Source organism: Mangrovibacterium marinum, assembly GCF_003046625.1.
Taxonomy (GTDB): Bacteria; Bacteroidota; Bacteroidia; order Bacteroidales; family Prolixibacteraceae; genus Mangrovibacterium; species Mangrovibacterium marinum.
Window position 1 is genome coordinate 59363 of sequence record NZ_QAAD01000016.1, and the last position, 23680, is coordinate 83042.

Consider the following 23680-nt stretch of genomic DNA (forward strand, 5'->3'; position numbering starts at 1 on the left):
GGGGTTATTATTTGAAGAATTTTTCCAGTTTGCGAATTGCCGAGGGCAGTACAAAAACAACCACTTTGTCATCGGGTTGAACAATGGTTTCGCCTTTGGCAACAAAGGCCATCTGACCGCGAACAATGCCGCCAAGTGTTGCATCCTCGGGGAAGCCGATATCTTTAATGGGGGCTTCGGTAACCTTGGAGCCTTCGGTGGCAATGAACTCAAACACTTCAGCCTCCGAGGCCGTCAAACATTTGGCCTGGGCTACTTGTGCGCCCAGCGTATATTTGTAGATGTAGCTTGCAGCAATTAGCTTTTTGTTGATCAAACTACCAATGTCCATACTCTCGGCAATACCCATGAAATCGATATTTTCAACTTCGGCAACGGTCCGCTTGATGCCCAGTTTTTTAGCCATGTGGCATGATAGGATGTTGGTTTCCGAGTTGCCTGTTACCGCAATAAAGGCGTCCATCCGTTCAATCCGTTCTTCTTTTAACAGATCCAGGTTACGTCCGTCGCCGTTAATGACCAGCACATTCTCCAGTCGGTCGGCAATTTGCTGGCTGCGGAGTTTATCAGTTTCAATGATTTTAATATTGTAGTGGTCGCCCAGACGCTCAACGGTTTTTTGGGCAATGCGGCTGCCTCCCAAAATCATGATGTTGCGAACCGGGAAGATTTCTTTACCCGTCAATTCGAAGACTTTATTCATATAGCTTCGGGTGGTGATAAAGAAGATAATATCGCCGGCACGAACGTAGTCGCGTCCGTGAGGGATAATGGTTTGATTTTCCCGGTTGATGGCTACCGCCCGAATTTCGGACTCGATGTACGAAAGCTCCTCGAACGATTTGTTCAGAACGGGGGCATTCTCCCGAATTTTAATTCCCATCAGGATGAGCTTACCGCCTGAAAACTCAATTAGCTGGCGGGTACCCACCTGCTTTACCGAAGAGGCAATTTCCTTTCCGGCAAGTGTTTCCGGATAAATCAATTCATCAACCCCCAGATTGCGCAATTTTTCTTTGTACTTTTCTTCCAGGTATTCAGCATTGTTGATGCGGGCAACCGTTCTTCCCACGCCCATATCTTTAGCCATCACGCAAGCCATAATGTTGCGTTCTTCGTAGGGGGTAACAGCAATTAACAGGTCGCACTTGGAAACGCCTGCGTCTTTTAAGTCTTTAAACGAGTTGGCATAGCCGGTAAAGGTAAGCAGGTCAACTTGACTGGAGAGTTTATTCAATTTTTCGGTATCATCATCCATCAATACAATGTCGTGATCTTCGCGGCTCAGCATCTTGGCAAGATGAGTTCCGACTTCTCCAGCTCCAACAATAACAATTTTCATTGAGTGTTTCGTACTTCGTTAAAATTCGCCAAGCAAAGTAAGTATAAAATCAACAATTCCCATACATTCGAATTAGTTTTTTGGCGCGTGCAAAGATCCCGTATGAGGCGAGCTGCCTGTTTGCTGCACGGGGGGAGGAGACGGTTCAAGGCGACCGTTCCCGAGAGGCTTGCCGCGGTAAGCAGCACAGCAAGAGCCATTACTGGAAGCCATTATTCGAATTTATTGCTGGTAAGTCGATGTGAATTTTGCCATTTTGTTTTCTTTTGCGGGTGGGGAAATGGGATTGTTTGGTTCCCAAATTGACAGTTGTCACCCTCTATTATGAGTTCATTATTTCGGAAGGATGTAGAATCCGATATTTGCACAATGACCGGTTGATTGAGCTGAAGCCGGGTAATGACATTGGTATACATATAGGGCGATATTGTTGCCGTGTCGGTGCATAAAATATAATTACTGCGGCCATCGATCAGATGAAGTATGGGCGCAACATTTTGGTATTCGATGACCCGATGTTGATTGAAGAGGCTCAGTTTTTGACTTAGTCCGACCGTTTGAAACAACAACAGGCAGAACAACGCAAGCTTCACGTAGCGAGCTCGCTTTTGTTGAATGAACAGGATCACGAAGATAATCATTGCTGTCAGGCAGGCCAGTTCGGTTTCAGAGATGGCTATGTGTGTAATCACCGCCCCGGGGAGTTTGCTAATCCTGTCTAAAATAAACAGGACGACCGTACTTGTAAGATCGAGTATGGTGGCAACAATTGATTGAACAGGAGCAATGGCGGCTGAAACGAAAAACAGGAATGTACCACAAAGCAGCACAAAGGCTGCCGGGATGACCACAAAGTTGCTAAGCCAAAAATAGATCGGGAATTGGTTGAAATAGTAGATCGTTAGCGGGAAAGTGCCAATTTGCGCGGACAGCGCTACACAGAGCAATTGTCCCGGTTTGCGGATGATTGCCGGTTTTTGGGGTAGCAGTTTGTTCAGCAGGGGGTAAAAGTACACGATGCTCAATACCGCTGCGTACGACAGCTGAAAACCAACAGCAAAAAGGATGTCCGGATTAAGCAGCAGTAGTGCAAAAGCCGATGCCGCGATGGAGTTGTATATTGAATTGCGGCGATTAATGGTTTCGGCAATCAGCAGAAAGCTGAACATGGTTGTGGCTCGTTGCACCGACGGCGAAAATCCGGTGAGCAAAGCATAGGTCCACAGAATGACTGAAATTGCGAGAAGCCGGATCCATTGCCCTCCGCGAATATAAGTCAGAAAATGAAATACTTTGAGGAGAAAAAGGAAGATAAGACCGACGTGTAGTCCGCTGACGGCCAATACATGCATGGCTCCTGTTTTTGTGAATGATTCGCGGGTTTCAGGGCTTAGCTCTTTACGGTAGCCCAGCGTTAATGCCGAGATGATTTCGAAGCTTTCGGGCCGGGAAAGTGCCGCGCGCAGTTGGTGAAGCATTTGCAACCTAAAGTTCTCGGCCCAAAGGCGCAGCCCGGATGAATAACTTTGTGTGAAACGGCAATTTTTTTGAGCGATATAACATCGGTAGTGGATCCCTTGCTGAGCCATATAGCTTTTATAATCGAATTCAAAAGGATTGCCTTTGTTGGCAATTGTTTGCAGCTTTGTTGATGCCAAAATCAGATCTCCGGCGCGCAAAGAGAGAAGATTGGAATCTTTTTCAAACCAGGTAATCACCTGATAGCCGATTAAAGAATCATTGTCGGCTTGCACAATCTTCAGAATTGCCTGGTAGCTGTTGGGCTTTTCCTGTGGCGTTTCAACGACGCTTGCCAGTAGATGTGTCTGGCCGGCCGGGGCTTGCGGAAGTGTAGGGTGCGACAGCCGGTAGTTGAGGGCTGAAAGCAAAAGGATGGTTGTACTCAGCAAAATTGACGCAACAAGGTCAAAAGGATATTGCTTGTGTTTGCCTAAAACAATCAACCAGATGCTGCCTGCAAAAAACAGTAAAATGAAGATGTACAGAAGCGCCGGAACATATTTGGCTGATAAAAGGCCAATGATCCAGAAGCCAAGTAGTTTGATGAATGGATTGTTCGAAAAAAAATTCACTGTATTCCGAGTTCAAAGAACCTCAAATTACAGTGAATTCTGCATTTATGCCAGTAAATTGGCAACTATTTCATGAACGCCAGCTTTGGGCTGACGAAAAGCATGTTTGGCTATACGAAGCTTATTTTCGACTTCCGGGAATGATGATGCGGTAACTGGTTTTCACCTTCCCTTTGGTGATGTTGGTCAACTTGCTTTTTAACATCCGTTTCCGGAGCGGGCTGAGATGGTCAACCAGTAATTTACCTTCCAGGTGATCGTATTCGTGTTGAATGACACGGGCGGCAAAGCCACCGTACTCCTCAATGTGTTCAACGAAGTTTTCATCCAGATATTTAATTTTTACAAACTCGGGGCGTGAAACATCTTCGCGAATGTCGGGCAGGCTCAGGCAGCCTTCATTCATGGTCCATTCGTCGCCTTTGGTTTCGATGATTTCGGGATTGATGAAAGCTTTCTTAAACCCTTCCAGCTCCGGTTCTTCGTCGGCAGCGGCAGAGGCGTCAACGACGAACATCCGGATCGGCAATCCGATTTGAGGAGCCGCCAGGCCAACGCCGTCGGAAAAGTACATGGTTTCGAACATGTCTTTCACGAATTGATCGAAATCAGGATAGTCTTTGGTAATAGGTTGGGCAACTTTGCGCAAGACCGGGTCGCCGTAAACTGTAATCGGGTAGATCATTATCTGAATTTTTTTTGTTCTAAATAAGATTGTAAAATGATTGTAGCACTAACAGCATCAATCGTTCCTTTGTTTTGCCGATCCTTCTTTTTTAAGCCGGCATCAATCATGGTTTGAAAGGCCATGCGCGAGGTGAAACGTTCATCGACCTGCTCAACGGGCATCTCGGGATACAGCTTCTGAAATCGCTTCAGAAAAGGATTGATATACACAACGGCTTCGGATGGTTCATTGTTCAATTGCATGGGATAGCCGATGATGACTTTTTCAACGTCTTCTTTTTGAAAGTACTCTTTCAGAAAATCAAAAATCTGATGGCTGGCAACTGTTGTTAACTTGTTTGCAATTATTTGCATCGGATCGGTAACGGCCAGCCCGACACGTTTTTTCCCGTAATCGATCGCTAATATTCTTCCCACGTTTAAAAATTTTGCTGCAAAAGTAATAATCTATTTCCATTCCGGAAAAAGTAGAGTCGTATATTGTCTGTGGAGATGTTGGTAAGCTGCTGCAATTTAGTTTGCTATGGTTTTGGCATACCAATTGTAAATGGATACATGAAAAGTTACCGGTAAAGTCGATAAAAAGTTTGTTGAACCTAAAATTGAAAGTCATGAAAACAACGATCAACTATAAAATAGCTTTTGCAGCCCTGTTTGTTGGGCTCGGTTTTAGCAGTTTTTCAGCTCCGGCACAAGCGAACGATCATCGAAAGGCCAACAAAAAAGAGTATAAGTATTCGAAGAAGCAAGATAAGAGATCCTATCCACAAAAGAATTATTACGGCGAGGCCGACTTCCGCAGAAGTGATCGTCAGGTTCACCGTCATTTCAATGACCGTCGTTTTGCTTATCATCACCCCCAATACGGCGATGTTTACAAACGCTTCCATCACCGTCCGGTTCGGTTGAGAGCCGCTCATGGCGACATTTATTATCACAGCGGTCATTATTATCGGTTTTATCCGCGCGTAGGTTATGTGCGTGTTGCAGTTCCGGCGGCCTCGGTGTTTGTTGAACTTCCCGGACGTTACGAACGGGTCAGTTATGGAGGCCATCTGTATTTCCGCGTTGGCGATCTGATGTTTGATCGCTGTAGGCACGGATACCGTTTGGCTCCGCAGTTTAGCCTGAATTTGTCTGCTCATTTTTAAGAACGAAAAAAAATCAAGCGATTACCGATCGCACAATTGTTCCTGCTTTGTAGCCGAACTTGCGCAGGAATATAACAACGAAAGCCGCCCGGATGCTCCCGGACGGCTTTCGGTATTTTGGTGCTTATTCAGATCAATTTTTAGCGATATTGGCCAAGGCTGCTGCCACGCGTGCAATGGGTACACGATAGGGGGAACAACTGACGTAGTCCAGGCCAACGCTGTCGCAGAACATGACCGAACTGGGTTCACCGCCATGCTCGCCACAAATCCCAACTTTCAGTTTGGGTTTGGTTGAACGACCTTTTTGAACGCCCATTTTTACAAGTTGTCCAACACCTTCCTGGTCGAGTACCTGGAATGGATCATTCTTCAGAATGTTCTTATCCAAATAGTCGGGCATGAACTTGCCGGCATCGTCACGCGAATAGCCAAAGGTCATCTGGGTGAGGTCGTTGGTGCCGAAGGAGAAAAATTCGGCTTCTTCCGCGATTAAGTCTGCGGTGAGGGCAGCTCTCGGAATCTCAATCATGGTGCCAAGCATGAAGTCTACCCGGTCACCTTTTTCCTGGAATACATTCTCAGCCGTTTCGCGAATCACTGCCGCCTGGTTTTTTAACTCGGCAATGGTGCCCACCAAGGGAACCATAATCTCGGGTTTGGCATCAATACCTTTGGCTTTCAGGTTTAGGGCGGCCTCGATGATGGCTCGCGCCTGCATGGCTGTAATCTCCGGGTAGGTGATGCCCAACCGGCAACCGCGGTGCCCCAGCATCGGATTAAATTCTTCCAGATCTTCAATTTTCGAAAGCAGCTGGTTCATGGTGATCCCCATTTCCTGGGCAAGCTCTTCCTGTGCTGCCTTGTTGTGTGGCACAAATTCGTGCAAGGGCGGATCGAGAAGTCGAACGGTGACACCGTAACCCGCCATCGCTTCGAAAATACCTTCGAAGTCGCTTCGTTGGTAGGGCAAAAGTTTTGTTAAGGCCTTTTCGCGCTCCGCAATGGTATTGGACAGGATCATTTCGCGCATGGCTTTTATGCGTTCCCCTTCGAAGAACATGTGCTCGGTACGGCACAGCCCGATGCCTTTGGCTCCGAACTTGCTGGCCACTTTTGCATCATGGGGGGTGTCGGCATTTGTTCGGACAGTCATGCGGGTGAACTCGTCGGCCAGATCCATGATTTTGCTGAAATCGCCGCCCAGATCCGGATTTTGAGTTTTTACTTTTCCTTCGCAAACTTCACCGGTCGATCCGTTGAGCGAAATCCAGTCTCCTTCTTTAAGTGTTACATTCCCAACAGTCATTGTGCGGGAACGGTAATCGATTCGGACTGTTCCGGCGCCCGACACGCAGCATTTTCCCATTCCGCGGGCAACAACAGCGGCATGCGAGGTCATTCCTCCGCGGGCGGTCAGAATACCTTTGGCAATGTTCATTCCTTCCAAGTCTTCGGGAGAGGTTTCAATACGCACCAGAACGGAAGATTCGAACTTATTGGCTTCATCGGCAAAAAAGACGATCTGCCCGGTAGCAGCTCCCGGAGATGCGGGAAGCCCCTTGGCCAGGATGGTAGCTTGTTTCAACGCTTCAGGATCGAACACCGGGTGCAATAATTCGTCCAGCTTGTTGGGTTCGATGCGTTGCAAGGCTGTTTTTTTATCGATAATGCCTTGTTCCAGCATATCTACAGCAATTTTAACCATGGCTGCTCCCGTTCGTTTGCCGTTGCGGGTTTGTAACAGCCAAAGCTTCCCTTCCTGTATGGTAAATTCAAGGTCCTGCATATCCTTGTAGTGAGCTTCCAGTTTTTCCTGTACGGCATTCAACTCAGCGTACAGCTCAGGCATGGTTTCTTCCAGTGAGGGAAAATGTGATTCCCGCAACTTTTCATCTATTCCGGCTAATGTCGCCCAACGTTTACTTCCTTCGAGCGTTATTTGTTGCGGGGTGCGAATACCGGCTACAACATCTTCGCCCTGAGCGTTGATCAGGTATTCGCCATTAAATATGTCTTCTCCTGTTCCGGCATCGCGCGAAAAAGCAACTCCTGTTGCCGATGATTCGCCCATGTTGCCAAATACCATTGCCTGTACGTTTACGGCAGTTCCCCACTCAGCAGGAATACCGTTTATTTTGCGGTAGTAAATTGCGCGCTCGTTCATCCAGCTGTCGAAAACAGCATAAATAGCGCCCCAAAGTTGTTCCCAAGGGTCATCGGGGAAATTTTTACCGGTCACTTGTTTTACAGCGTCCTTGAAGGAGGTAACCAGTTTTTTTAGATCGTCGGTTGTGAAATCTGTATCCAGCTCGATTCCTTTTTCTTCTTTGAGTTTTTCCATGATTTCCTCAAAAGGATCGATATCTTCTTTACTTTGCGGTTTCATGCCCAGTACAACGTCGCCGTACATCTGAACAAAGCGGCGGTACGAATCCCAGGCGAAGCGTTCGTTGCCCGATTTTTGGGTGATTCCCTGTACTGCCCGATCATTTAAGCCCAGGTTTAATACCGTGTCCATCATCCCAGGCATCGATACCCGGGCTCCTGAGCGCACTGACACCAGGCAGGGATTGTCTTTATCGCCAAACTTGGTCGCGGTGAGTTGCTCAACTAAAGCCACTGCTTTTTCAACCTCCGGTTTGATGGCTGCTAAAGCTGCTTGTTTACCTTGCTGGTTATAAATTGTACAAACTTCTGTTGTGATCGTGAAACCCGGAGGAACCGGAACTCCGATTAAATTCATCTCTGCCAGGTTTGCTCCTTTACCGCCCAGAAGGTTCTTCATGTCTGCCTTTCCTTCGGCTTTTCCGTTCCCGAAAGTATAAACGTATTTTGCCATAGATTTTAAGATTTAAGGTTGATTGGACTCATGTGTAAAGTAAATTTTCGAGTTACTAATGTAACCGTAAATTTTATTAATTAGAAAATTCAGGGGCAGAAGGGGCAGATGTTTTATAGCTATGTCTTTCAGTATCTTTCAGGATATGTTTTTCAATAGGTTTATAGCGATAATTTGAAAACCGATGATTAACTTTAGAACAAATTCGCACTTTTCAAAGGTGTAAATTGCAGCGCCTTCGTTGTTGTTTGGCTCCTTCAATTGTTGAGGCTTTCCTGGGTTTGCCTGCCGGACATTTTTATCGCTTTTTTCTGAAAGTCATACTCAGCAGAGGTGCTAAGGCGCAATGTCAATAACTGGTTTTGATTAGATGTAGACCGACAACCCGATAACTTTTGAAAATAACGACAACAGCATCGTCGAAAACAACGACACTTTCATTCCTGTTGGTGATCTCCCGGGAATCAGCTCTGTTTTCTGTTTTTGGTTGAATGGATTGATCGTGTTTGTCGGTCAACCGACGACGTCGCATTTGTTACACCGAAAAATGAATTTGCAAACAACGGATTAACGTTTGTTAACCTTACTTGTCATCTGTTAACTGAAATGGCAGGTATCTTTGTTTCAGACATTAGAGCAAGATAGTAAGCAAAATTTTCATAGAGATAGGTTTGGTTAAGTTTAGAAGGATGGTTTTCGCCATCCTTTTTTTATGTGGGGTGATGTAGCCTTATATCGCGACCCGAATGTTGTGTTGCACGATTCACCTGATAAATGCGCCGTGAGAATTGGTGTGCTACAGATTGAAAAAAGAAAAGCCACCCTTTGGGCGGCCTGTCTTGTATTTCAATGGAATTGCTTATTTTTTCCAGTCTACTGTTTTTATCCAGTCAACCACGAACTTCGCATTTTCGTATGGGATGTCCGGTAAGAAGCCGTGTCCGAGGTTGAAAATCCATTTGGGATGTTGCTGGAAAAACGGAATATACGCCTCTAAACGAGCTTTAATTTCCTCCTGGGTTCCGTAAAGGTAGCGTGGATCCAGGTTACCTTGTAAGCCTACTTCCGGGTGCACCATCGCGCGGGCATCTTCCATCGACAATTGCCAGTCGATGCTCACAAAATCGGCCAGCTCGGGCGTTACATATTTCAAGCCGGTAGCGATTCCTTTCGGGAAGAAGATAAACGGTGTTCCAGTTTCGCGAACCGCCCGACTGATCTTTTTCACAGCTGGCATAAACAGCTCATTGTATAGTTCAACCGGGACAAGGTTGGCATGTGTTTCGAACAATTGGAAAGCTTCCACACCATGCTCGATCTGCTTTTTCGCATAAAAGGCTGAAAGATCTGCAATGGCGTCGATCAGCTTCTTGGCTTCTGCTTTGTGTTGAAACAAAAATTTGATGGCATCCGGGAAATTCGGGTTGGAGCTAATGCCTTGCACCATGTAGCACAGGGTAGTCAGCGGAGCACCGCAAAAACCAATCAGCGGAATGTTGGCTGGTCGCTGAGCGATAATTTCCTCAATATTCTTGTAAATATATTCAAGCTTCTCCGGCAGAGGAGCCAGATGATCAGCCGGATTGGTCAAGCTTTTCAGTGGTTTGTTGAACACCGGCCCGTGATCGGTAAATTCCAAATCCATTCCCATGGCATTCGGAATTACCAGGATGTCGGAAAACAAGATGGCCGCATCAACACCCAGATCGTATATGGGCATCAAAGTCACCTCGGCGGCCAACTTCGGATCTTCCATCAATTCGTGAAAGGTATAGTCTTCCTTCAGCTTATTGTAATTAGGCAGAACGCGGCCCGCCTGGCGCATAAACCACACTGGCGGACGCTCGGTCTCTTGTCCGTTTAGCTTCTTTAAAAAGATTGAATCTTGCATGTTTATTGGGTGTTTAGAGGCTTTTCATGGCGCTGTCGGCTGCTTCTAGCATGTAGTCGAGGTCCGCATCGGTATGCGCGTCGCAAACAAAGAAACACTCGTATTGCGAAGGTCCCAGGTAGATGCCTGCTTCCAGCGATTTCTTGAAGAATTGCGCATAACGGGGCGCATTCGATTTCATAGCCTGATCGAATGATTTCACTTCTTTTTCTTCAGTGAAGAACATGGTCATCATTGAGCCAATGCGATTGATAACCCCCGGGATGTTGTTGCTTTCCAGCGCAGCTTTTAACCCGGCTTCAACTTTGGCCCCTTTGCGTTCCAATTCTTCGTAAATAGACGGATTGTTGTTCAACGTGCTCAGCATAACTGAGCCGGCAGCCATTGCCAACGGGTTGCCCGAAAGCGTTCCTGCCTGATAAACCGGTCCGTTTGGTGCCAATAGATCCATAATTTCTTTGCGGCCGCCATAAGCGCCAACAGGAAGTCCGCCACCTATAATTTTACCCAGCGTGGTCAGGTCGGGCATGATGCCGAAGCGCTTTTGAGCACCACCGGCAGACAATCGGAAACCGGTGATTACTTCATCGAAAATCAACAAAGCACCGTATTGTTCCGTGATGGCACGAACGCCCTTCAGGAACTCCACATCCGGAAGTACACAACCCATGTTCCCGGCAACCGGTTCCAGAATTACGGCAGCGATTTCTTCGCCGCGTGCATCAAAAAGCTCTTTTACTGATTCCAGGTTGTTGTATTCAGCCGTCAGCGTGTTTTGGGCTGAAGCTTTGGTCACACCGGGGCTATCCGGCAATCCAAGGGTGATTGCACCGGAGCCTGCTTTAATCAGGAAAGCGTCGGCGTGACCGTGGTAGCAACCGGCAAACTTGACTACCAGGTCGCGTTTGGTGTAGCCGCGAGCGAGGCGCAGCGCGCTCATCGTCGCTTCTGTGCCCGAGTTTACCATTCGAACTTTGTCCACCGATGGCATCATCTCGGTGATGAGCTTGGCCATTTCTGTTTCAATCAGGGTAGGGGCGCCGTAGCTGGTTCCCAGTTCGGCAGCTTTTTGCACGGCTTCAACAATCGCCGGATTGGCATGCCCTAAAATCAGCGGTCCCCATGAGGATACGAAGTCAATATATTTGTTGCCGTCGATATCCCAAACGTTGGCACCTTTGGCTTTTGCGATAAACAACGGATCGGCCTGTACACTTTTAAAGGCCCGAACCGGCGAGTTCACCCCACCGGGAATCAGTTCCTGGGCTTCCTTGAAAGCCGTTATACTTTTGGAGTAGTTCATTCGATTTGACTTTTGTGCAACCCTACACGCGGTTGCCTTTTTTCAATTCACTTAATACAAATTCTTTGGCGTGGTAGGTGATAATCACATCGGCACCGGCGCGTTTCAACGAAGTCAGAATCTCTTTGATCAGGCGTTCTTCATCAATCCAACCATTGGCCGCAGCAGCTTTCACCATCGAAAATTCACCACTTACGTTATAAGCCACCAGTGGCATGTTGAAAGTGGTCTTTACGCGTTGGATGACGTCCATATAGCTCAATGCCGGTTTTACCATCACCATGTCGGCACCCTCGATAATATCCTGCTCGACTTCACGCAAGGCTTCGTCGCTGTTTGCGGGGTCCATTTGATAAGTGCTGCGGTCGCCGAATTTTGGAGCGCTCTCGGCAGCATCGCGGAACGGGCCATAGAAGCCGGAAGCATATTTCGCAGAGTACGCCATGATTGGCGTATTTTGGAAACCATTTTCATCCAACGCAGCACGGATGGCACCAATGCGCCCGTCCATCATATCCGATGGGGCAATAATATCGGCTCCGGATTTAGCCAAGGTAACCGATTGAGCGGCGAGTGTGTGCAATGTGCTGTCGTTATCTACGTCGCCATCGATAATGGTGCCACAGTGGCCGTGGGTGGTGTATTCGCAGTTGCAAACGTCTGCTACAATCAGGATATTCGGCAGTGCCGCTTTTAACGCGCGAATGGCTTTTGGTACAATCGCATCGTGATGACAAGCCACATGGCCGGTTTCGTCTTTTTCTGCGGGAATACCGAAAAGCAAGATTTTATCGACACCGGTTGTTTCAACTAAATCCTGAACTTCTTTGACCAGAAGGTCGATCGAAAGTTGAAAATTACCCGGCATGGATTTAATGGGATTGCTCACATTTTCGCCCGGGCAAACAAAATAAGGCATAATCAGATCGTCGCGATTTACTTCAGTCTCGCGAACCATATTGCGGATAGAGGCTGATTTACGAAGTCTCCGTAAGCGTGTAACAGGATAACTCATAATCTAACTGTTTTGATGTTGTAAGTATTCAATTGTTGTTTCGGCCAGTCCTTTGTAACTCGAATCTTTTGCTGTAGCGAGCGGCTCGATTCCGAGGTTTCGACAGGTGGCAGTGGTTGTTTTGCCAATGCTGATGACGCGCCATTGGCTGATTTTTGCGCGAAACGCAAGGTACAAATTTTTTATAGCCGAGGGGCTGCTGATCATCATCAGATCGTAGCTGTCCGACTCGATTAATTGCACACATTCCGGATCGAAATGATCCGGCGCAACTGTCTGGTAAATGTTGATGCGATCAACCGAATTGGTGGCTTGCAATTGGTGCAGGATGGTGTCCGGAGCCAATTCTCCAAGAACCAATAAAACCGACTCACCAGGGAGAATCACGTCTTTTAGTTCGTGTGCGAAATCTTCACCGGTTCGGCCTGTTCCCGTGTAGCTCGCTTTTAAGTTGAAGTTGTTCAACTCGTGCCCGGTTGCTTCACCCAAAACAGCTATTTTATTGTTTGCTGCCGGTTGGTATTGGTTGAAGAAGCTGCGAATGCCGTTCTTACTGGTAAAAACCAACCAATTGTAATCCGAAAGTTGCTTTGGTAACTGGCCGGTGATGGGCCGAATTTCGATTGCAGGCATAAAATGTACGTTGGCCCCGGCTTGTTCGAGCCGAACGGAAAATTCGTCCGGTTCGGGTTGGGGATAAGTACAGATGATTCGTTTGTCCTGGATCTTATGGTCGGTTTGCCGGTCTGCCATTGTCGCTATTCTGTGCGAATCTGATCGAGAATTTCTTTTCCACCTTCAGCCAGAATTGCCTCTGCCAATTCGATTGCTTTTTCCGAGCCTTCGTCAATCGGGCACGAAACAGATTTTCGGATTACCTGTTTTCCATCGATCGAAGCGACCAAACCGGTTAGGCTTAGTTGGTCACTTTCAACCGTCGAATAACAAGCTACCGGAACTTGACAGCCGCCTTCCAGCGTACGCAGCAACCAGCGTTCGGCCATGGTGGTATTCCAGGTTTGTTCGTCGGAAACCGCGTCGATAATGCGTTGAATGCGTTCATCTTCATCGCGAATTTCGATGGCTACGGCTCCCTGGCTAACAGCAGGAAGCACAACCTTCGGGTCGAGCAATTCGGTAATGTAATCTTCGTATCCCAAACGGATGATTCCGGCCCCGGCCATCAGTAAAGCATCGCAATGACCTTCTTTCATCTTTTTAAGACGAGTGTCTACGTTGCCACGAATATCGACAATATTGAGGTTGGGATTGTAAGCCAAGAGCTGTGCTTTGCGTCGCAGGCTTGAGGTGGCGATCCGGTCGTTAGCGGTCATCTCGCTCAGTTTGCGGCCGTCTTTCGAGATGAAAACATCGCGAACTTCGCCACGCGGAAGCATGCCTCCGATACACAAACCTTCGGGCAATTCGGTCGGAAGGTCCTTCAAACTGTGAACAGCCAAATCAACATCTCCATTGATTAGTGCTGTTTCAATTTCTTTGGTAAATAAACCTTTGTCGCCAATCTTGGACAGTGAGACATCCAGAATGATGTCGCCTTTGGTTTTGATGATGACGATTTCAACGGTTAAGTCGGGAAAGGCAGTCGCAATGGCTGCTTTAACAGTATTGGCCTGCCACAGGGCCAGTTTGCTGCCCCGTGTGCCTATTTTGATGGTATTATTGCTCATTGTTGAATTGAGAGAATAAGTCGCTGACAACTTTAATGTATTCCGTTTTTCGGCCATTGTCACTGATCGACTTCAGGTTTTTAATCATCGAATTGATTAGTTTGTCGGTAATGTGTTTACCGTATTTCTCCATCTGCTGTATTTCCTCTTCGGTATGGAACTTCTTACAGGTTTCCAGCTCGGCGGAATTTACAGCGTTCATGGACGAAATTATTTGCTGAATGGTTGGCGTCAGGTTGCGGCTATTCAACCAATCGGAAAACTCGCTTACCTTTTCGGCAATAATTTCCTCGGCAACAGAAACCAGCGCTTGCTTTTTCTCCTGATTGCCGGCAACAACTTCCTCTAAATCGTCAACATTGACTAAATCGATGATCGGAATATCAGATACGTTGGGGTGAATGTTACGAGGAACACCCAAGTCGATCATCATCACCAAAGGATGACCATTCAGGTGTGGCTTTACAGTTGCAGCATCGAAAAGCGGCTCTTTTGTTGCAACCGAACTTACGATAATTTCAGCATCGTGTATACCGGCCATCATCTGATTAAACGGAAGAGCCTTGCCATTGTAGCGGGTTGCCAGTTCTTCCGCTTTGGTAATGGTGCGGTTGGTTACGGTAATGTTTTTACAACCTTTCTTGTACAGGTTCTTAATCACTAACTCGCCGGTTTCGCCAGCACCAATCAACAGGATTTTTTTATCCGTCAGATTTCGGAATTGCTGATGACATTTTTCAACAGCTGCATAGCTTACCGAGAAAGCACCGGTACTCATTTGGGTGTTCGACCGCACTTGCTTGCCCGTTTCCAGGGCCTTATTGAAAAGGCGGGTGAGTACCTTGCCAACTGTGCCGTTCGCATCGGCGCGGCTGTAGGCTTCTTTTATTTGCGATACAATTTGATACTCGCCCAGCACCATCGACTCGAGGCTGGAAATAACGCGGAACAGGTGATCAACAGCCTGGTCGTTGGCAAAGCGGTAGAAGTGCTTGTTTATTTCGTCGCCTACCGCGGCGTGTTTGTGCAAGTAGCCAATAATAATGCTGAATGCTCCGGAAGAGCAGCATTCGTCGGCTTTAAAATAGATCTCGGTACGATTACAGGTTGAAAGGATCACCAATTCCTGAATGTACTGATTCTGGCAGATGAGCCGGGCCAGTTTGCAGCTTTCATCGTGATCGATGGCAAACTTTTCGCGAATATGTACGGGTGCCGATTTGTGGCTTAATCCAATAATTCCAATCATGGAGCAAAAATTAAATGTCAATTTGTTCAATTCGTTGGCTGGTATTAAGCCACGACCGGAGGAGATAGCCCGAAGTAACTGGCACATACAGCCGAGGAATAAGGGGCGGTTGATGAGGCATAACTTCTCCTGATAACTGTAGTCCAATGTGGGACGGCGGTATCATTGATCCGGCAATGGTCGGGTTGATCAACGAGCCGGTTCTGAAAAGAATGATGCTCGGTATAATTGAAATCCGCAGTGACTGCTTGTTGAGGAATTTGTTCGGCATAGGTCAGGTGCATGTCGCTTTTTATCGGCGGCATACATTTTTTGTTTAAAACCTCGGTATTTGTTCCAAGGGTGAAAACAACCACAATACCTAAGAAGATGAGGTAAGGTATTGCTGATCCTGTTAGTCCTATTAGAAACATTTTTTATTGATTTTGTTTCAAAGTTAATAATCTCGCGCGGAGATGTGACAGATAAAAGTTGATAGATGTCAATCAGCGGCGGGATATTAATCTTTACAAAACATCTGCACGCTTAGAACAATGCTCGGCAGATATAGTTTGCTGTCGGGGGCTGTTTTTCCCCGGTATAAAATGAAAAGTCCCCAAGTGGGGGACTTTTATTGTGTTTGTAATGTTTTTAGGGCAGAAAGCTGAGCAGGGTATCGCCACGAAGTCCGCGTCTTAGCGTTTCCAACGGAATCACTTCGTTTTCGGCAATGTTGCCCAGGTTTACATTGGGGCCCAGTAGTTTGATAAACCAAACCTGCTGGTTTTTTAGTGGTGCTTCCCACAAAATTTTATCCGGATCGATATGTTTTCTGATATCGAGTACCAACTCCGAGTTGGCCGATCCATCGTTGTTGTAGATGCCCATGTTACCACTTTCGCGTGCTTCGGCAATTACCTTCCAGGCTCCGGCGTCCAGCTCGGAAAGCATCCAGCTTACCCATTCTTCATTGCTGATTTCTTTGCCTTTCAGTTTTGTTCCTACTTCGGAAAGTACGACAAAGTCTTTGGCTAAATCCTGAATGTAGCGGCACTTCAGGTTGTGGTCCATGGGTAAAACGCCATCCGACACTTCAGCTGTTTCAACACCTGCATCGGCGACAAATTTCTTGTAATCGTCAACCATGTTGCGGGCAGCAAAAGCTTCGAACAGGGTTCCTCCGAAATAGGGGCGCAAACCGGCTTGTTTATAGATTTTAATTTTCTCTTTTACGTTTGGTGTCAACAGACCTGTTCCGAAGCCCAGCTTTACCAAGTCGGTATATTGAGCAGAAACCTCACAAAAGTTTTCTGCTTCACGCAGAGACAATCCTTTGTCCATCATCATTGTTAAGCCTGACTCTCTGGGCTGTTCAGGTCTTTCAGGGACAAATGGCAAGTTGAAATTCATTTTTTATAATTTGGTTGATTCGTGTTTCTTTATTAATCTTTTAATGGATTCATTCTGAAGGGCTTCCGGGTAATAATCGAACAAAACGCGGTAATTGCTGAAGTCGATTTCCAGGGCTCGCTCAAAGTAGCCTGTTGCCGATTGTTCATCGTTGTTTTCCAGCAAATAAGCTGTCAACCGATAGTTGATGTTCGGATCGTCAGCGATCGATGACGAGGCGTTTTTCAGGATCTCGATTGAGCTGGCGAGTTTTCCGCGGTCGTATTCCAATTCTGCAAAGGCAATCCAACTTTCAGCGTTATCCGGGTCGAGCACAGTGGCTTTTTCGAAGGCTGATTCGGCCTGATCGTATTTCTCCATCTCGTGGCTGATTTTACCATACATCAACCAGAAGTCGGGGTTTTCGTCATCCAGCTTCAGGGCCTTTTTCAGGTTGGCCAAGGCTTCGGGCAGTTTGCCGTCCATCCATTGGATCAGGCCTGCACCATACCAGGCGTTCGAGTTGTTTTTATTCACCCGGATTGCCTTGCGGTAATTTTGCAGTGCCTCCTGAAACTGCTCTAAATTCAGGTAGCATTCACCTAAATAGCAATAAGCGTCGTCGTTGTCCTTGTCGTAGCTTAAGTACTCTTCGTAGCAGGGAATGGCATCCTTGTAGCGATTGTTGTTCGACAGGGCGTTGGCTTTATTGAAATAGGCCTGTTCAAAATCATCCTGCAGGGCAATCGAGAAGTCGTAGGCTTCTACAGCTTTGTCGTGCTCGCCGATGCGATTGAAAGTAATGCCCAGGTTGTACCAAACAGAAGCATTAAACGGGTCGATGTCCAGGTATTCGTTGTAATAGCGGATGCTCTTGGTGAACTCCTGAATCCGATCGTAATAATAGCCCAGCTCGTACAGCACCAACTCGTTTTTGGGATTGGCCTCGTAGGCTTGTTGCAAAAAAACGAGGGCTTGTTCACATTCTCCGGCTTGCCCCAATGTTACGCCAATGTTATATAGTAGCTCATCATTGTCGTCGTAGTTATATTCGACCGCTTTTTCGTAGGCCTCAATGGCCTGATCGATCTGGTCGAGCATAACCAGCGCCGAACCTTTAACCAGATAGACATCCGGGTTGGTATTTTCGATGCGTTCGGCAAAAATAGCTAGCTCGAGGCTTTCTTCAGCCTGCCCTTCGATCAACAATATTTGTGCTTTTTTCACTTTCAGGCTAACCGAAGAAGGATGAATTTGTAAGCCGTAAGCCACTGCTGTTGCAGCTTTTTTGATTTTGCCTTCATCTAAAAAATAATCGACAATTCCTTCGTATTCAAACACGTCGAAGTATTCGAAACGATCTTCATCAATCATTCCCAGAAAGCGGTTTACAGCCTCAACGATTTCTTCGTTCTCTAAAAAGTCCCTTGCGTCCTCATCCATAAAAAGAAAATTGCGGGTGCAAATTTACAAATACTTTTGGAATCCTATTCCTCCGGCTGATGCTCTTTTCGCAGAAGATCGTTGACGGTCTTCACCGGATTGAAGGTTTGGATTGGAACTTCCACAAAAAGCGTGTTCCAATCGGCCATTGCGCCATTCCACAGACCGGGTAGTTCCTGGGCTTTCAAATCTTTGCCATTCAGCGATTTTTTTGAAATGAAGCCGGTAGCCGGATCTACGAATGCGGCCAGGTCAAATTTTTCTCCTTTGTAGTTTTTGCAAGCACATACTAAATCAACCGGGTTGAAATGGGTAGCCGATTCAACAAGTGCTTTTTGCTTTTGATCCGAAAAGTCGATTTGTGAGCTTTCCACCACCTGTAGCGACACCGAATCATCGCTGTTCTTGGCCCAGAACGGTCCCCCGCCGGGTTCTCCCTCGTTACGGACCATGCCACAGATCCGGATCGGGCGGTTAAACTTGTTTTTCAGGTAATGGTACAATTCTTCTTTTTCGGTGTAATATTGGTTTGTTGGTGGTTTTACGTTCAGCACATTCTCCAGAAAACTGGCCGCCTCAGCCAAAAATACGCTTTGCAAAGCCGAATAGTGGTGGGTGTCGAATACCTGCTGGTAGCTGAAGATTTTCTCCTGCAAGCTGAAGAGCAGGCCGGCTAAGGCTTTTTTATATTTTACCGTTTCGGGTTTGAGATAGTCGGGAACAACATTGTCGATATTTTTTATAAAAATGATGTCGGCATCCAGTTCGCCAAGGTTGGCTATCAGAGCTCCGTGGCCCCCGGGACGAAAGAGCAGACTGCCGTCGTCTTTGCGAAACGGTTCATTTTCGGGGGTCACCGCAATGGTATCTGTCTTCGGCTTCTGCTGGCTGAAGGCAATGGTATATTTGGCGCCGAATTGCTGTTCGTATTTCGATTTTATATCGGCTAAATGTTCTTCAAACTTTTCCTGATGTTCGGGCGAAACCGTAAAATGAATATCGATTGAGTTGTTGCTCTTTTGGGCATACAGCGCACCTTCCACACAGTGTTCTTCAAACGATGTGCGGTTACTTTCTTTGTAGCTGTGGAACTTGAGCAGGCCCTTGGGCAAATTGCCGTAGTTTAAGCCATCCTCGGTTAAAACAAGCTTCAGCACTTCGAGAGCCGATAATTCATTCGGCGACTTGCCGGCGACTTGGGCTAAATCGGGGTAGAAAGCAAATTTGGTCAAATTGTCGAAGAAATATTGAATGTCCTTTTTGCTTTTAACGTCCTTTTCGCTTGCGCCGGCTTCGAGTGCATCTTTTGCCTCGTATAGTGCTTTAAACATACGGCTGGCAGCCCCCGATGCAGGAACAAATTTGAGTAGGCTGGCTCCGCCGGCGGTTTTTTCGTCGAACTGGCGGATGTGTGCCAAGGTGTCTGCCTCATTCAGTTGAATGATGCCGTCGCCAACAGTGGCGGGCTTTATAATTTGTAAGAATGGAAATCCGGAGATGAAGTTGTCGATTTGTTGTTTGACTGTTAGTGGATTACTGCCTCGTGCTTTAATATCCTCGTTATCTTTCTCAGTAAACATAGTTCAGTGTATTTTAGTGTTTGGTTAAAATTAAGGAAATAGAACCGACATATAAGAGGCTTTTTTAGTATTGGTGCGGTAAAGTTTTCAACATTTGTTGATAAGATTGGGCTGCATGCAAAAATTGATGCTGCATTTTTGTGGCGATCCCACCAGGACTGCTGCCTTGTTTCAACTCATTTTTTATCTGTATTTTTGCGGCGCAACCAAATAACTGTTTTATGCAATTTCCCTGGAAACACAATCGCCGTTACAATGATTTTCCGACCTACTTTAAATCGAAATTCAACGGGCGGGTTCAAAAGGTATCGGTCGATGCCGGTTTTACTTGCCCGAACCGCGACGGCAGCAAGGCCCTTAACGGCTGCTCGTATTGTAACAACAAAACCTTTAAGCCCGATTACTGCCGGTTGGAAAAGAGCATTACAGAACAACTTAAGCAGGGGATCGAATTTTTTGCCCGCAAGTATCAGTCGATGCAGTTCCTGGCTTATTTTCAGGCCTATTCGAACACTTATGCTGATGTGGAGGTGTTGACGCAACGCTATGAAGAAGCGTTGGCTGTTCCCGGAGTAATTGGTTTGGTGATTGGGACTCGCCCGGATTGTGTGACGCCGGAAGTGCTTGATTATTTGCAGGAACTGTCGCAAAAATATTACGTGATGGTTGAGTTTGGCGTGGAGTCGGTGAAAGACGAAACGCTGAGTCGAATAAACCGCGGGCACGATTTTGCAGCGGCCCAACGGGCTATTAGCGAAACTGCCCGCCGCGGGATTCATAACTGCGCTCATTTGATTTTGGGACTGCCCGGCGAAAACCGTTCCGATTTTCTGGAACAGGCGCGCGAGATTTCAAAACTGCCGGTTGAAAACCTGAAGTTGCACCAGCTGCAAATTCATCGCGGAACACGAATGGCGGTGGAGTACGCTGAACGGCCGCAGGATTTCGAATTGTTTACGGTGGAAGAGTATCTTGACTTGGTGGTGGATTATCTGGAACTGCTGAACCCGAACATCATTTTGGAACGCTTCATTAGCCAAGCTCCGAAAGATTTGTTGATCGCCCCCAAATGGGGATTGAAAAACTTCGAGTTTGTAGCGAAACTCGAAAAACGGCTGGCTGAACGGGATACCTGGCAGGGGAGGCTGTATCTGTAAAAATAACGGACGATTTTTCCATAAACATTTTCTTTCAGCAATAGGTTTGCCGGTGGTCGTTTTAGGTGACTTAAAACCGAAAGGACTAATGGATATTTGTCAGGATAAGCGGTGGGATTGTTCTTACCTACGCCTTATTATCTTCGTTTCTTCTAGGTTATATCTAGGTTATTAATAGGTTTATAAACGTGTTATTATTATATTAGTAACATTGAATAACCCGATTAAATTTGGATTTGTTATGGCAAAGGTAAAAGGCGGATTGTTAGGATCGGTCAGCGGTAAGCTGGGGCCGGTGGTGGTTGTTCAGCGGGGCGACACCACTTATGTCCGTGCCAGGCCGGTATATACTGAAAACTCGTGGTCGGAGCGGCAATTGAAGAACCAGCAGCGGTTTCGGGCGGTCAATGCGTTTTGTACGCAGAACAAACTGATGGTGATTCAGCCGATATGGAACAAACTAGTCGCGGGCAAGAGTGGTTACCATTTGTTTTTGAAAGCTAATATGCCTGCTTTTGGGCGTGATGGCGGTTTGGAAGACCTTTCGTTGTTGCATTTTTCGGATGGCAAGTTGGCCTTGCCTTTTCACTTGCAGGCCAGGCGACTGGATGCGATGACTATTCGGGTGAGTTGGGAGAATGATCCGCTGTTGCCGGCATCGCGTATGCGGGACGAACTGCTTTTTATTACGGCCGAGGATCAGCAATTTAACGGGATTATGAGTGCCGGAATCAACCGATCGCTAGGCGAAGGCACGATCCGGCTCCCCGAGGGCAGCGCAGCTGCCCGCGGGATCTACCTTTTTTTTGCTACACCCGACCGTTCGACCTTCTCGCCCGACAGATACATGACGCTTTAGGCGATTGCTGTGTTGTCTTGTTGCCGGTTCGTGTGTTCGCGCTAGGGGCCTCCAAGCGGTTGAACCGATATGAAGAAGGGCTTTGTGTTTGGCTAAAGATAACGATGTTCGGTACGAGCGATAAATGTTCATCCGGTTTTGTGATTTGAGGCTTGAGGCTTGTTTTCGCTTTGCACAAGAGTAATAGCCGGCATTTTATCGAACTGTTACGAAATCTATTACCTTTACCGTGTCTCAATTGTATTTTATCCAATCAAACTAAGCTATTAACCAGTATTGAGTTCGGAAAATTATCATATTGACAGAGCTTTGCTCGATCGGCTTCGCGAAGGCGACAGGCAAGCCTTTAAAGCGCTGTTTGACAAATACGGTGTTCGGCTGTACCATTTTGCGTTCAAGTATCTGCGAGAGAAGGAAGATGCCGAGGACCTGCTGCACGAAGTGTTTCTGAAGATATGGGAGAACCGGGAAAACTTGAGATCCGACTCGTCCTTCCAGTCCTATCTTTTTACCATCGCCTACAATAATATTCGCCAGCGGTTTTTAAAAAAAAGCAGGGAAGAGAAATACATTCAGGTGTTTGCAGAGGAATACATGGTTTCTTCTGCCAAAAACGAGGATGACCTGGATTATCACTTTTTTTTGAGAAAGTTCAATGAGCTTATCGATTTACTTCCTCCCAGGAGAAAAGAAATCTTCGTGCTTCGTTACAAGGAGGAGAAAAAAAGCGGCGAAATTGCAGAACAGCTAAATATTAGCGAGCAATTTGTAAAAAAACAATTATCGATTGCCCGGAGGTTTGTTATTGATAAGATGAAGGAAGATAATGATTTAGCGGGGGTGTTGTTCTTGTATCTGTTTGCCGCACAAACACCGGATTAAAAATTTCACAAAAAAAAGTCATTTCGAGGGCTACGTTTTTCGGTCTTGTTGATATTACCTATAAACAGACTTGAAAAAATGGCAGTCAACCGAAAGCATATTGATAACGTCTTTGGTCAGAAACAGAGTCTTCGTGACCAGCAAATGCTCGAAAGGTATTTCGAGGACATTGACTTAAATGAAGAAACCCGGCAGATCGTTAAAGAGCAATGGGAACAGTTTGATGCAACGGCCGATGGTGCGGCGAATATTGATCATGTGTTCCATAAACTGTTTTATACCATTACTAATTCGACCCGCAATTCGGGTAAAATCATAAACCTTCGTTTCCGAATTGCACAAATTGCAGCAATTCTTATAGTTGGAATCTTCCTTGCAGGAGCTATTTACTTTACGCGTAGTAGTTACCATATTGCGGAAAGTCAGCAAATCGAATTTATATCGACTTCGGGGTTTCGTAACCAATTTAAGTTGCCCGATGGAACAACAGGCTGGCTTGGCGCCGACTCAGAACTGAAGTACCAATTAGAAGAAAACAACCACCGTGTTGTAAAGCTGGATGGACTGGCCTTCTTTAATGTTGTTCACAATGATTCTCCTTTTATTGTAAAAACGCCTAAAAACCTGAACGTCGAGGTCATGGGTACCCGGTTCAATGTTTCAGCCTACAGCGCCGATCCTTCATGTGAAGTGGTTTTGGAAGAAGGAAGCGTCTTGTTGTCTAACACCAGCGGGCTAAATGAAAAAATGGTTCCCAATGATCGCATTGTGTTTGATCTGCGAAATAATCAACTTAAAAAATCGCAGGTTAATACATCCGATTATCTGTCCTGGATTGACGGGAAGCTGGTTCTCAAAGATATTTCGTTGCGTGAGGCATGCCTGAGATTAAGCCGTTTTTATAATGTCGATATGGAAGTGAGGGCCGAGAATATTGACAAGGAGAAAGTGAGACTGGTTCTCGAAAACGAATCGCTGGAGGATGCCTTGAAACTTCTATCTGTTATTGCTCCGATCAGTTATCAGGTCGAAGAACGAAAAGCCCGGGGCGACGACAGCTACTCTAGAAAGAAAATAATTATTTTAAATAAATCGCCTATGTAGTTCATAAACAAAAGTGAAAAGCGGGA

General features: G+C 46.5%; 20 protein-coding genes. 5 read left to right on the forward strand and 15 right to left on the reverse strand.

The features are described 5' to 3' along the window. Positions 1-7: 7 nt before the first annotated feature. From trkA to ruvX, 4 genes are all read right to left on the reverse strand, one after another. Positions 8-1342 (reverse strand): Trk system potassium transporter TrkA, encoded by a 1335-nt coding sequence (trkA, locus tag C8N47_RS14130; RefSeq protein WP_107823221.1) that lies wholly within the window; start codon positions 1340-1342, stop codon positions 8-10. A gap of 212 nt (positions 1343-1554) precedes the next feature. Then, positions 1555-3435 carry a ComEC/Rec2 family competence protein gene (locus C8N47_RS14135; protein WP_107823222.1) on the reverse strand — a complete coding sequence of 627 codons (1881 nt, stop codon included), beginning with the start codon at positions 3433-3435 and terminating at the stop codon, positions 1555-1557. Positions 3436-3556: 121 nt separating this feature from the next. Continuing rightward, positions 3557-4120 carry a peptide deformylase gene (def, locus tag C8N47_RS14140; protein ID WP_107823223.1) on the reverse strand — a complete coding sequence of 188 codons (564 nt, stop codon included), beginning with the start codon at positions 4118-4120 and terminating at the stop codon, positions 3557-3559. Continuing rightward, on the reverse strand, positions 4120-4539 hold the full coding sequence (gene ruvX, locus C8N47_RS14145; protein WP_107823224.1) for a Holliday junction resolvase RuvX: 420 nt from the start codon (positions 4537-4539) through the stop codon (positions 4120-4122). The genes def and ruvX overlap by 1 nt, the downstream gene beginning before the upstream one ends. 194 nt (positions 4540-4733) lie before the next feature. Here ruvX and C8N47_RS14150 point away from each other — a divergent pair, with 194 nt between their 5' ends. Then, positions 4734-5273, forward strand: coding sequence for a hypothetical protein (locus C8N47_RS14150; protein WP_107823225.1), 540 nt, complete (start codon positions 4734-4736; stop codon positions 5271-5273). Between the two features lie 133 nt (positions 5274-5406). On the opposite strand, the gene ppdK is transcribed toward C8N47_RS14150, so the two are convergent. From ppdK to C8N47_RS14200, 11 genes are all read right to left on the reverse strand, one after another. Then, entirely contained in the window at positions 5407-8115 is a 2709-nt protein-coding gene (gene ppdK / locus C8N47_RS14155) for a pyruvate, phosphate dikinase (RefSeq protein WP_107823226.1), read from the reverse strand. Positions 8116-8974: 859 nt separating this feature from the next. Next, positions 8975-10006 (reverse strand): uroporphyrinogen decarboxylase, encoded by a 1032-nt coding sequence (gene hemE / locus C8N47_RS14160; RefSeq protein ID WP_107823227.1) that lies wholly within the window; start codon positions 10004-10006, stop codon positions 8975-8977. A gap of 13 nt (positions 10007-10019) precedes the next feature. Further along, complete coding sequence (gene hemL, locus C8N47_RS14165; RefSeq protein ID WP_107823228.1) at positions 10020-11309, reverse strand: glutamate-1-semialdehyde 2,1-aminomutase; 1290 nt, start codon at positions 11307-11309, stop codon at positions 10020-10022. A gap of 22 nt (positions 11310-11331) precedes the next feature. Continuing rightward, positions 11332-12324, reverse strand: a complete 993-nt coding sequence (gene hemB, locus C8N47_RS14170) for a porphobilinogen synthase (protein WP_107823229.1) — start codon at positions 12322-12324, stop codon at positions 11332-11334. Positions 12325-12327: 3 nt separating this feature from the next. Beyond that, positions 12328-13077: a uroporphyrinogen-III synthase gene (locus tag C8N47_RS14175; RefSeq protein WP_107823230.1), complete on the reverse strand. Its 750-nt coding sequence runs from the start codon at positions 13075-13077 to the stop codon at positions 12328-12330. 5 nt (positions 13078-13082) lie between these two features. After that, positions 13083-14012: a hydroxymethylbilane synthase gene (hemC, locus tag C8N47_RS14180; RefSeq protein ID WP_107823231.1), complete on the reverse strand. Its 930-nt coding sequence runs from the start codon at positions 14010-14012 to the stop codon at positions 13083-13085. After that, on the reverse strand, positions 14002-15261 hold the full coding sequence (gene hemA, locus C8N47_RS14185; protein ID WP_107823232.1) for a glutamyl-tRNA reductase: 1260 nt from the start codon (positions 15259-15261) through the stop codon (positions 14002-14004). Before hemA ends, hemC begins: the two co-directional genes overlap by 11 nt. A 44-nt stretch (positions 15262-15305) precedes the next feature. After that, positions 15306-15674 carry a hypothetical protein gene (locus C8N47_RS18695; protein ID WP_146161536.1) on the reverse strand — a complete coding sequence of 123 codons (369 nt, stop codon included), beginning with the start codon at positions 15672-15674 and terminating at the stop codon, positions 15306-15308. A gap of 217 nt (positions 15675-15891) precedes the next feature. Continuing rightward, on the reverse strand, positions 15892-16650 hold the full coding sequence (locus C8N47_RS14190; RefSeq protein ID WP_107823233.1) for a phosphosulfolactate synthase: 759 nt from the start codon (positions 16648-16650) through the stop codon (positions 15892-15894). A gap of 3 nt (positions 16651-16653) precedes the next feature. Next, a complete protein-coding gene (locus tag C8N47_RS14195; RefSeq protein WP_107823234.1) occupies positions 16654-18072 on the reverse strand; it encodes a tetratricopeptide repeat protein in 1419 nt (472 codons plus the stop codon). A 44-nt stretch (positions 18073-18116) separates the two neighbouring features. Further along, positions 18117-19652 carry a DUF4301 family protein gene (locus C8N47_RS14200; RefSeq protein WP_107823235.1) on the reverse strand — a complete coding sequence of 512 codons (1536 nt, stop codon included), beginning with the start codon at positions 19650-19652 and terminating at the stop codon, positions 18117-18119. A 221-nt stretch (positions 19653-19873) separates the two neighbouring features. Between C8N47_RS14200 and mnmL the strand changes: the two genes are divergently transcribed. The 4 genes from mnmL (at position 19874) to C8N47_RS14220 (ending at position 23654) form a co-directional block, all read left to right on the forward strand. Beyond that, entirely contained in the window at positions 19874-20809 is a 936-nt protein-coding gene (gene mnmL / locus C8N47_RS14205; RefSeq protein WP_107823236.1) for a tRNA modification radical SAM protein MnmL/YtqA, read from the forward strand. A gap of 241 nt (positions 20810-21050) precedes the next feature. Beyond that, positions 21051-21668: a hypothetical protein gene (locus tag C8N47_RS14210; RefSeq protein WP_107823237.1), complete on the forward strand. Its 618-nt coding sequence runs from the start codon at positions 21051-21053 to the stop codon at positions 21666-21668. Between the two features lie 276 nt (positions 21669-21944). Further along, on the forward strand, positions 21945-22550 hold the full coding sequence (locus C8N47_RS14215) for an RNA polymerase sigma factor (protein WP_107823238.1): 606 nt from the start codon (positions 21945-21947) through the stop codon (positions 22548-22550). A gap of 78 nt (positions 22551-22628) precedes the next feature. Further along, the gene (locus tag C8N47_RS14220) at positions 22629-23654 is read left to right on the forward strand and encodes a FecR family protein (RefSeq protein WP_107823239.1); all 1026 of its coding nucleotides are present in this window, start codon (positions 22629-22631) and stop codon (positions 23652-23654) included. Positions 23655-23680: the final 26 nt, after the last annotated feature.

Bases quoted from the DNA above. Each gene is read 5' to 3' on its own strand.
- C8N47_RS18695 (WP_146161536.1), bottom strand. From the start codon at position 15,674: ATGTTTCTAATAGGACTAACAGGATCAGCAATACCTTACCTCATCTTC.
- hemB (WP_107823229.1), bottom strand. From the start codon at position 12,324: ATGAGTTATCCTGTTACACGCTTACGGAGACTTCGTAAATCAGCCTCT.
- C8N47_RS14175 (WP_107823230.1), bottom strand. From the start codon at position 13,077: ATGGCAGACCGGCAAACCGACCATAAGATCCAGGACAAACGAATCATC.
- def (WP_107823223.1), bottom strand. From the start codon at position 4,120: ATGATCTACCCGATTACAGTTTACGGCGACCCGGTCTTGCGCAAAGTT.
- C8N47_RS14150 (WP_107823225.1), top strand. From the start codon at position 4,734: ATGAAAACAACGATCAACTATAAAATAGCTTTTGCAGCCCTGTTTGTT.
- hemC (WP_107823231.1), bottom strand. From the start codon at position 14,012: ATGAGCAATAATACCATCAAAATAGGCACACGGGGCAGCAAACTGGCC.
- hemL (WP_107823228.1), bottom strand. From the start codon at position 11,309: ATGAACTACTCCAAAAGTATAACGGCTTTCAAGGAAGCCCAGGAACTG.
- hemA (WP_107823232.1), bottom strand. From the start codon at position 15,261: ATGATTGGAATTATTGGATTAAGCCACAAATCGGCACCCGTACATATT.
- C8N47_RS14195 (WP_107823234.1), bottom strand. From the start codon at position 18,072: ATGGATGAGGACGCAAGGGACTTTTTAGAGAACGAAGAAATCGTTGAG.
- C8N47_RS14200 (WP_107823235.1), bottom strand. From the start codon at position 19,652: ATGTTTACTGAGAAAGATAACGAGGATATTAAAGCACGAGGCAGTAAT.
- hemE (WP_107823227.1), bottom strand. From the start codon at position 10,006: ATGCAAGATTCAATCTTTTTAAAGAAGCTAAACGGACAAGAGACCGAG.
- C8N47_RS14220 (WP_107823239.1), top strand. From the start codon at position 22,629: ATGGCAGTCAACCGAAAGCATATTGATAACGTCTTTGGTCAGAAACAG.
- ppdK (WP_107823226.1), bottom strand. From the start codon at position 8,115: ATGGCAAAATACGTTTATACTTTCGGGAACGGAAAAGCCGAAGGAAAG.
- mnmL (WP_107823236.1), top strand. From the start codon at position 19,874: ATGCAATTTCCCTGGAAACACAATCGCCGTTACAATGATTTTCCGACC.
- C8N47_RS14190 (WP_107823233.1), bottom strand. From the start codon at position 16,650: ATGAATTTCAACTTGCCATTTGTCCCTGAAAGACCTGAACAGCCCAGA.
- trkA (WP_107823221.1), bottom strand. From the start codon at position 1,342: ATGAAAATTGTTATTGTTGGAGCTGGAGAAGTCGGAACTCATCTTGCC.
- C8N47_RS14210 (WP_107823237.1), top strand. From the start codon at position 21,051: ATGGCAAAGGTAAAAGGCGGATTGTTAGGATCGGTCAGCGGTAAGCTG.